Source organism: Erwinia sp. (genome assembly GCF_049696395.1).
Lineage (GTDB): Bacteria > Pseudomonadota > Gammaproteobacteria > Enterobacterales > Enterobacteriaceae > Erwinia.
The window spans coordinates 20128-27786 of record NZ_JBAVTT010000034.1; the positions used below are offsets into that span (position 1 = coordinate 20128).

At 49.4% G+C, this 7659-nt stretch carries 8 protein-coding genes and 1 tRNA gene; 6 read left to right on the forward strand and 3 right to left on the reverse strand.

Translation table 11 applies throughout. From position 1 onward, the window contains the following. Positions 1–33 precede the first annotated feature (33 nt). The 6 genes from phoA to WCC56_RS04890 all read left to right on the forward strand — a co-directional run bounded on the left by phoA (position 34) and on the right by WCC56_RS04890 (position 5532). Positions 34–1440, forward strand: coding sequence for an alkaline phosphatase (gene phoA, locus WCC56_RS04865; RefSeq protein WP_424691293.1), 1407 nt, complete (start codon positions 34–36; stop codon positions 1438–1440). A 67-nt stretch (positions 1441–1507) separates the two neighbouring features. After that, complete coding sequence (locus WCC56_RS04870; RefSeq protein WP_424691294.1) at positions 1508–2674, forward strand: low temperature requirement protein A; 1167 nt, start codon at positions 1508–1510, stop codon at positions 2672–2674. Positions 2675–3611: 937 nt separating this feature from the next. Then, a complete protein-coding gene (locus tag WCC56_RS04875) occupies positions 3612–4064 on the forward strand; it encodes a hypothetical protein (protein ID WP_424691295.1) in 453 nt (150 codons plus the stop codon). 174 nt (positions 4065–4238) lie between these two features. After that, positions 4239–4703 (forward strand): STM2901 family protein, encoded by a 465-nt coding sequence (locus WCC56_RS04880; RefSeq protein ID WP_424691296.1) that lies wholly within the window; start codon positions 4239–4241, stop codon positions 4701–4703. Next, complete coding sequence (locus tag WCC56_RS04885; RefSeq protein ID WP_424691297.1) at positions 4697–5026, forward strand: DUF1493 family protein; 330 nt, start codon at positions 4697–4699, stop codon at positions 5024–5026. Before WCC56_RS04880 ends, WCC56_RS04885 begins: the two co-directional genes overlap by 7 nt. A 20-nt stretch (positions 5027–5046) precedes the next feature. Beyond that, positions 5047–5532, forward strand: a complete 486-nt coding sequence (locus WCC56_RS04890) for an Hcp family type VI secretion system effector (RefSeq protein ID WP_424691298.1) — start codon at positions 5047–5049, stop codon at positions 5530–5532. A 389-nt stretch (positions 5533–5921) separates the two neighbouring features. On the opposite strand, the gene WCC56_RS04895 is transcribed toward WCC56_RS04890, so the two are convergent. From WCC56_RS04895 to WCC56_RS04905, 3 genes are all read right to left on the reverse strand, one after another. Continuing rightward, positions 5922–6009 (reverse strand) — tRNA-Ser (locus WCC56_RS04895). A 264-nt stretch (positions 6010–6273) separates the two neighbouring features. Continuing rightward, positions 6274–6807 carry a peptide-methionine (S)-S-oxide reductase MsrA gene (gene msrA, locus WCC56_RS04900; protein ID WP_031594591.1) on the reverse strand — a complete coding sequence of 178 codons (534 nt, stop codon included), beginning with the start codon at positions 6805–6807 and terminating at the stop codon, positions 6274–6276. A 59-nt stretch (positions 6808–6866) separates the two neighbouring features. After that, the gene (locus WCC56_RS04905) at positions 6867–7433 is read right to left on the reverse strand and encodes a flavin reductase family protein (protein ID WP_031594590.1); all 567 of its coding nucleotides are present in this window, start codon (positions 7431–7433) and stop codon (positions 6867–6869) included. Positions 7434–7659 lie beyond the last annotated feature (226 nt).

The window sequence follows — 7659 nt, forward strand, 5'->3', positions numbered from 1 at the left end:
TTTAGCAAAACTTACTCACGGAGCGTTGAGTTTATGAACTGTAAAAGCCTGTTTACCCTTTCTTTAGTTGCCTCTGTTATCTCCTCCACGGCCATGGCCGATATCGCTACTTACAGCCGGGCAGCTCAGGGCGATCTTACTCAGCCTGGCGGTGCACGTCGCCTGACGGGCGACCAGACCGACGCGCTGAAAGCCTCGCTGAACAGCAATAAAGCCAAAAACGTGATACTGCTGATTGGCGATGGGATGGGCGACTCTGAAATTACTGCAGCACGTAACTATGCGGAAGGTGCGGGCGGCTTCTTTAAAGGGATTGATGCGCTGCCGCTGACCGGGCAATACACGCATTATGCGCTGGACAAGAAAACCCATAAGCCGGATTACGTTACTGACTCAGCAGCCTCCGCCACGGCGTGGAGCACCGGCGTGAAGTCGTATAATGGCGCAATCGGCGTGGACGTTAACGGTAAAGATCATCCAACTATTATGGAAATGGCTAAAGCGGCAGGCAAAGCAACCGGCAATGTTTCCACTGCCGAGCTGGAAGATGCCACGCCAGCGGCACAGATTGCCCATGTCACTTCCCGTAAGTGTTATGGCCCGGTAAAAACCAGCGAGCTTTGTGCCAGCAATGCGCTGGAGAAAGGTGGCAAGGGATCGATTGCTGAGCAGCTGTTGAATGCCCGTGCAGACGTAACGTTGGGCGGCGGGGGGAAAACCTTCAGTGAAACCGCTAAAGCAGGCGAGTGGCAGGGCAAGACGCTGGAAGAGCAGGCTAAACTGCGCGGATATCAGTGGATCAGTGATGTAAATGGCCTGAATGGCCTCACGGAAGCCAATCAGGACAAGCCGGTGTTGGGTCTGTTTGCCCAGGGGAATATGCCCGTTCGTTGGAAAGGGCCGAAAGCGACCTATCACGGTAACGTCGAAGGTCAAGCGGTTAGCTGTGAAGTCAATACCGATCGTCCGGCATCGACTCCAACGCTGGCGCAGATGACTGACAAAGCCATTGAGTTGCTGAGTAAGGATCAGAACGGTTTCTTCCTGCAGGTTGAAGGCGCTTCTATAGATAAGCAGGATCACGCGGCGAACCCTTGTGGACAAATTGGCGAGACGGTAGACCTGGACGAAGCCGTCCAGAAGGCGCTGGAATTTGCCCGCAAAGACGGTAATACGCTGGTGATTGTAACGGCGGACCATGCACACTCCAGCCAGATCATCGCGAACGACAGCAAAGCGCCAGGTTTGACGCAGACGCTGAACACCAAAGAGGGCGGTTTAATGACCATCAGTTACGGCAATTCTGAGGAAGATTCGCAGGGCCACACCGGAACGCAGCTGCGCATTGCGGCTTATGGTCCTCATGCTGCTAACGTGGTGGGATTAACCGATCAGACGGATTTGTTCTACACCCTGAAGTCGGCGATGGAAATTCAGTAACTTTTTCTGGTTAGCCTGGGGGAGCTTCGCTAAGCTGAATTAGCGACTCCCTTTCAGGAATAACTTCATGCGGCATAGCTTGTTACGCGTTCGCGATGGCCAGGGTGCCACCGTGTCGTTTTCTGAATTACTGTTCGATCTGATTTACGTCTTCGCCGTTACCCAACTTTCCCATTATCTGCTGCATCATCTGACGCTGGTCGGTGCGCTGCAAACGCTGCTGTTATGGTTTGCAGTCTGGTTAGCCTGGCAATATACCGCCTGGGTGACTAATTGGTTCGATCCGGAAACCCGTCAAATCCGTCTGCTGTTATTTGCCATCATGTTGCTTGGCCTGTTTGCCTCTTCAGCCTTGCCTGAAGCCTTTGGTGAAAGAGGGCTGGTCTTTGCCTTATTCTACATTGCGATGCAGGTCGGTCGAGCGGCCGTAACGCTGTTCTGGCTACCAGATAATCATCTGTTACAACGTAACTTCCAGCGAATCTTGGGCTGGATGGTGATTGCCGCTGTGTTTTGGTTGATTGGTGGTTTGGTTGAAGGGTTGGCCCGGATGGTGTGGTGGGCAATCGCCATTGCCTGTACCTACATATCGCCGATGATTGGCTTTTGGTTGCCGGTGTTGGGGCGATCGGATACCTCAAGCGAATGGACGATTGAGGGGCATCATCTGGCTGAGCGGTGTCAACTGTTTGTGATTGTAGCGCTGGGCGAAACGATTCTGATCACTGGCGCAACGTTAAGTGAGTTGGAGAGTTGGGACGCCCCGGTGGTGATTGCATCGCTGGTGGCCTTTATCGGCAGTCTGGCGATGTGGTGGGTGTATTTCGATACCAGCAGTAAAGCGGGAAGCCATGCGATCCAGCAGGCGGAGAACCCAGGGCAGATGGGAGCCTGTTATCACTATGTGCACGTGGTATTGGTCGGCGCAATCATTGTCTGTGCGGTAGCGAATGAGCTGGTGATAGTGCATCCAGATGGGCATATGGATGCCAGCGCGATAGCGGTTCTGTTACTAGGGCCCGCCGCCTATCTGGCCGCGAACGGTATCTATAAAACGATGGTTTATCGACGTTTCCCGCTTTCTCATGTTGTCGGGCTGGTGGCCCTGCTGGCGCTGTTACCGGTTTGCTTTATCACGGACAGGCTGATGATTAACGGCTTAACGACAGTGGTGATGATCGTGGTAGCCGGATGGGAGAGCGTTTCGAGGGGAAGGGGAAAGGCGCAGCATTGAGCTTGTGGTTCAAGGTGTTAAGGTCAAAAGCGGCTTTGGTGTGCGGGCGTTAGCATAGATCACATGTTCAAAGTTAAAAGCGGCTGCGGTGTAATGGCGTCAGCATAGAGTTTGTTGCAATAAGGTCAACGGCTGGTGCAGTGACACGGCGTCAGCATAGAGCTTGCTGTTGAGGTCAAAAACGGCTGCGGCGTAATGGCGTCAGCATAGATCGCGTTATCCGAGCCGCCGTGAATACGTCCATGTAGGCTTGGATGCAGCATCCCTGCTGCATACACTCGGCTAACGCGCTCTATGCTGCCACCCAATAGCTTCAGAGTTGTGGGTTGGATTAAGGGATGCACAGGTCAAAGACGGCTTCGGTGGCAAGGTATCGGCATAGAGTTTGTTGCATTAAGGTCAACGACTAGTGCGGTTACACGGCATCGGCATAGTGTTTGTAGTAATAAGGTCAACGGCTGGTGAGGTGGTACGGCGTCGATATAGAGATCTTCGCTGAGATTTAGTAATGCTGCGGTGATGTAGCGTCGGTACGGAATGTATAACACTGCGAAGATTTTTATCAGATTGAATTAACAAATCGTCTTAAATAACTCAACGAAATATTCTATCTGCTAAGATTTAATTACATTTGATCTATTTAATTTTGAATCGATAATGGAATTTTACTTTAAATTTTTTGGCTTAATTTTTGCGCTGCATTCCAATTTATAATGTTGAATTCATCTGGAAATCGCATCTCTTTTCGAGCTACCTTCCAAAAAATAAACCCCTGTATATTTATCAGGTGAAATAGCCTTATACAGTATTGACGGTGTTTAGCAGGGAGAGATAGAGTGGACGGGAACCTTACTTAAAGGTGTCAGTAAATAGCGAAGCCCGACGATGCTAGGAACATCGGCGAGCTTCTGACCACACTGTTATACGAGGTAACACCATGGCTGATAAACAGTTTACGCACACTCGCCCTGAATTTACACACTTTTCCTCACAGATGGACTTTATTGAGCTGGCGGAATACAACGAACGACTGGTTTCGGTGCTGATTGAATCTGATGATAATGCGGAGCGGAACGCAATTTCTCAGGAAATGGCGATCTCTCTGGCACAGTTACAGTTGGCGTTAACGGAGCCCGTTCCACAGTCACGCATTCCGCAACTGACTGCCGAAGATGATACGGTTTACTGGAATACGTCTTTTATTGCTGAGCCGGAAATAGTCAATGAATATTGTATTGCCTTGAATCAGGCGTTACTCAGTCGCGTATTAAATTCAACGATTGAGGAAGCGCTTACCGGGTTGTTGTTCGAGCTGGTCAATTTCCAGGTGGACGATCTTAAAGCACCAAGATTCGTCCAGACGATCAGCGGCCTGCAACACATCAGATAAGGGACAGAAAGAAGCACGGGCCAATATCCTGCGATTTGGCCCGATTTGAATGGCTTCGGTTTGGACTGGTTTGATTAAATGAGCCTCTTAGAATTCGTATAATCAGCAATTTGTGCAATTCCTTATTTTTTGTGTGACAATTCCCAGCAGGTTGAACCAACATCAAGGAATCAGATGGATACGGTAGAGCAACTTAACGGAACATACTTCTACGCTGGCAGGTCAAACCTTACAGCAGGTGAACTACTTTTCATGATCTTTTGTGAGAAAACAGTGGATCAATTTGGTCTTGGTTTAGCTGATTTTGGAGCGGTAGTAGCTATACTCTCTGGCAGGAATGATCTAACTACACGAACTAAGCCAGGAAATGCACTGGAGGGTACGTCCCATGCGTCTAAAACCTCCAGAAAAGTATTCAAGAATATGAAGTTCCCGTTTGGGAAGAAATTGCCAACCTGGATCGGTGGTTATACGCCCTGGACAGTGAAAAGAAGAATGACAGCTAAAATAGGTACATTTGTAGGGCGTACTATCCCACTTCTTGGGAACGTTATTATTGCCGCCGATGTTTCACAGATTATCTATTATGCAACTCGTGATTATAATATGATTGCAAGAGGCGATGATAAGATATGGTAAGTGTTGATATTGAGAAAAAGGTTATTGCTCTCATAACTGGCTATAGCGGTACTTATTCTTTTAGAAAACAGAAGTATGATATCTATACTGCTGAGTCGAGTATTCATTTTGATGTCAGGCTTGATGTGGATGAGTTTGATTATCTAATGGATGAGTACTTTTTGCACTTCAATGTTGATAAAGAAAGTTTCAATATTTCAACTTATTATCCTGATGTGCCGGTGTCATTGAATCCATTTAAGAAAACGATTATTGATATTCCTGAATTAACAATTGGGATGTTAATAGAATCCGCAAAAGCTGGTAAATGGCTTTACGAGTAAATAATACAAGGAGCTTCAAAATGGCAGTACCAGTACACCTATGGCCTAAAGACGATGGCGGGGCTGATATCAAAGGTTCCTGTGATGTTCGTGATCGTGAAGGTAGTATGGAGATCCGAGGATTACATCACAATCTCAGTATCCCTACTGACATGAATACCGGAAAGCTAACAGGCACACGTCAGCACGCATCCTTTGACTTAGAGAAAGAAATTGATTCTGCTTCACCCTATCTCTATAAGGCTGTTGCAACAGGCCAGACGCTGCACAGTGCAGAACTAAAATGGTATAATATCAATTATGCTGGTCAGGAAGTTGAGTACTTCAACATTCTGATGGAAAAGGTGAAAATAATTTCTATTTCCCCCGTGATGCACGATACCCGCAACTGTCCTGGTACTGGTCACATGGAGAACATGTCCTTACGTTATGAAAAGATCACCTGGAAATACGTTGACGGCAATATTCAGTACACTGATGCCTGGAACGAGCGATCAACAGCCTAAGCGAAAATCTGTACAATTGTAGTGCCTAAGGAACACTAACCACGATGTGATAAGACATCCAGATAGGTTGCTGTCCCTGAGCACTGAATTTCAGGCAAAAAAAAGTTTGAACGTAAGTTCAGACTCTTCTTCAAATAGGGTGGTGAGAGAGGGGGATCACGAGGCACTTATTCGTCTCGTCCATGAGACTCACCCTTCGGGCCAACGCTTTGCGTTGTTCAAAAACGTTCCCGACGTTTTTATCCATGTGCCTCGCCCTTTGGGCAGCAGAGCTGTGCAAAACGGCTATCCTGCCGTTTTGTCGAACCCTGTCGAGGCTTCTCACCCCTCTCTCCTGAAATTTATGCAAAAAAAAAGTCTGAACGTAAGTTCAGACTCTTCTTCAAATATGGTGGTGAGAGAGGGGTTCGAACCCTCGATACGTTGCCGTATACACACTTTCCAGGCGTGCTCCTTCAGCCACTCGGACACCTCACCAGATTTACTTCGCTGACCGCGATGGGTCAACGGGGCGGTACTATAGGGAGTCGGTTGAAAACGGTCAAGCACTATTTTTCTCTTTTGATCTATTCGCTTAAGCTCTGAACGAATTGATTTACTGCGGCATAAAACCCGCCGTTTTACCGGCCACATCCCGCCAAACTGATGAGCCCGGTCAGGTGAGTTTTATGGCAGCAAATAAACCGGGGCGGCGTTCTCACCCTCGTTACTGGTCAGACGCTGCCCCGACTGATGCCGGAATCAGCTCTTTACTCTGTTAGCGAAACTTTTACGCAGCTTCTGCAGTTTCGGTGGAATGACCGCCATGCAGTAGCCGTTGCGCTGGCCCGCGCCTTCCCAGTAATCCTGATGATAAGCTTCAGCGGGATACCACTCTTTCAGCGGCTCAATAGTGGTCACCACCGGCACATCATGGTCAGCCTGAGCGCGGGCAATGGCGGCGCGTGCCTCCGCTTCCTGCTCTGCATTGGCCGGGAAAATGGCGGAACGATACTGGGTGCCAATATCATTACCCTGACGGTTAAGCTGGGTCGGATCATGCGTCACAAAGCTGATATCCAGCAGATCGCCAAAGCTGACTTTCTCCGGGTCGAAGCCAATGCGGATCGCTTCTGCATGACCGGTCGCACCGCTGCAGACCTGCTCATAAGTCGGATTAGGACGGGCACCACCGGTATAACCGCTTTCCACCGACTCTACGCCGATCACATCCTTAAATACCGCTTCGGTACACCAGAAACAGCCGCCAGCGATAACTGCGTATTCGATTGCCATAATAATTTACTCCTGTCAGGTCGAAAGAGGTGAATGGGGGCGCGGCAGAGCGCTTTCAACTAGATCAGCATCTCCGGTTTAAAATCGCCGCTCTTATCCAGTATTTTGTCGCTCATCACGCTGAACCGGCCTTCGCCAGTGTAGTGCAGGGTAGTGGGGTATTCCGGCTGCTCGGCAACGTGCGCTTTAACAATCTCAAAAATAAACAGGTTGTAGTTAGCGACCATCGAATCGTCATAAAGCTGACACTCAAAGCTGGCAAAACATTCGGCAATCATCGGCGCGCCAACCACCTGAGCGGGTTCCGGCGTCAGGCCAAATGCCTCAAACTTATCAATGCTGTCACCGTGGCTGTTGCCGATTGCCACAACTTCATCAATCAGCGAGGCAGAAGGAATGTTCAGCACGCACTGACCGCTGTTGCGGATCAGCTCATGGCTGTGGTTCATACCGGCAATCATGCAGCCGACCAGTGACGGAGAAAACTCCAGCACCGTGTGCCAGCCGAGCGTCATGATGTCATGTTGATCTCCGTACTGCGAACTGAGCAGCAGCACCGGTCCGGGCTCAAGGTATTTGCGGGCTTTGCTGACCGGAAAAGCATATTTGTGCATGCGTTGGCTCATGGCGTAACTCCTGTAACGGAACGTAGCCATTAAGTGTAGAGCACCGGGCGGATGCAGCAGGCGTGTCAGCGGGCAGAAATGCGAGGTTGATGGCGGCGTCTGGCAGCGCAGACATTTTTAGCGGCAGTGTCGCGAGCTTAAGGTTTCCTTAATATGCAATCGCGATACTGCCTGCTTTAACTGAGGATGATGCTATGAAAACTGCTCCTGTTGCCCTGTCTGTGAC

What these genes read in the sequence shown, in the direction of transcription:
- phoA (WP_424691293.1), top strand. Translation starts at nt 34, where the DNA reads ATGAACTGTAAAAGCCTGTTTACCCTTTCTTTAGTTGCCTCTGTTATC.
- WCC56_RS04870 (WP_424691294.1), top strand. Translation starts at nt 1,508, where the DNA reads ATGCGGCATAGCTTGTTACGCGTTCGCGATGGCCAGGGTGCCACCGTG.
- WCC56_RS04875 (WP_424691295.1), top strand. Translation starts at nt 3,612, where the DNA reads ATGGCTGATAAACAGTTTACGCACACTCGCCCTGAATTTACACACTTT.
- WCC56_RS04880 (WP_424691296.1), top strand. Translation starts at nt 4,239, where the DNA reads ATGGATACGGTAGAGCAACTTAACGGAACATACTTCTACGCTGGCAGG.
- WCC56_RS04885 (WP_424691297.1), top strand. Translation starts at nt 4,697, where the DNA reads ATGGTAAGTGTTGATATTGAGAAAAAGGTTATTGCTCTCATAACTGGC.
- WCC56_RS04890 (WP_424691298.1), top strand. Translation starts at nt 5,047, where the DNA reads ATGGCAGTACCAGTACACCTATGGCCTAAAGACGATGGCGGGGCTGAT.
- msrA (WP_031594591.1), bottom strand. Translation starts at nt 6,807, where the DNA reads ATGGCAATCGAATACGCAGTTATCGCTGGCGGCTGTTTCTGGTGTACC.
- WCC56_RS04905 (WP_031594590.1), bottom strand. Translation starts at nt 7,433, where the DNA reads ATGAGCCAACGCATGCACAAATATGCTTTTCCGGTCAGCAAAGCCCGC.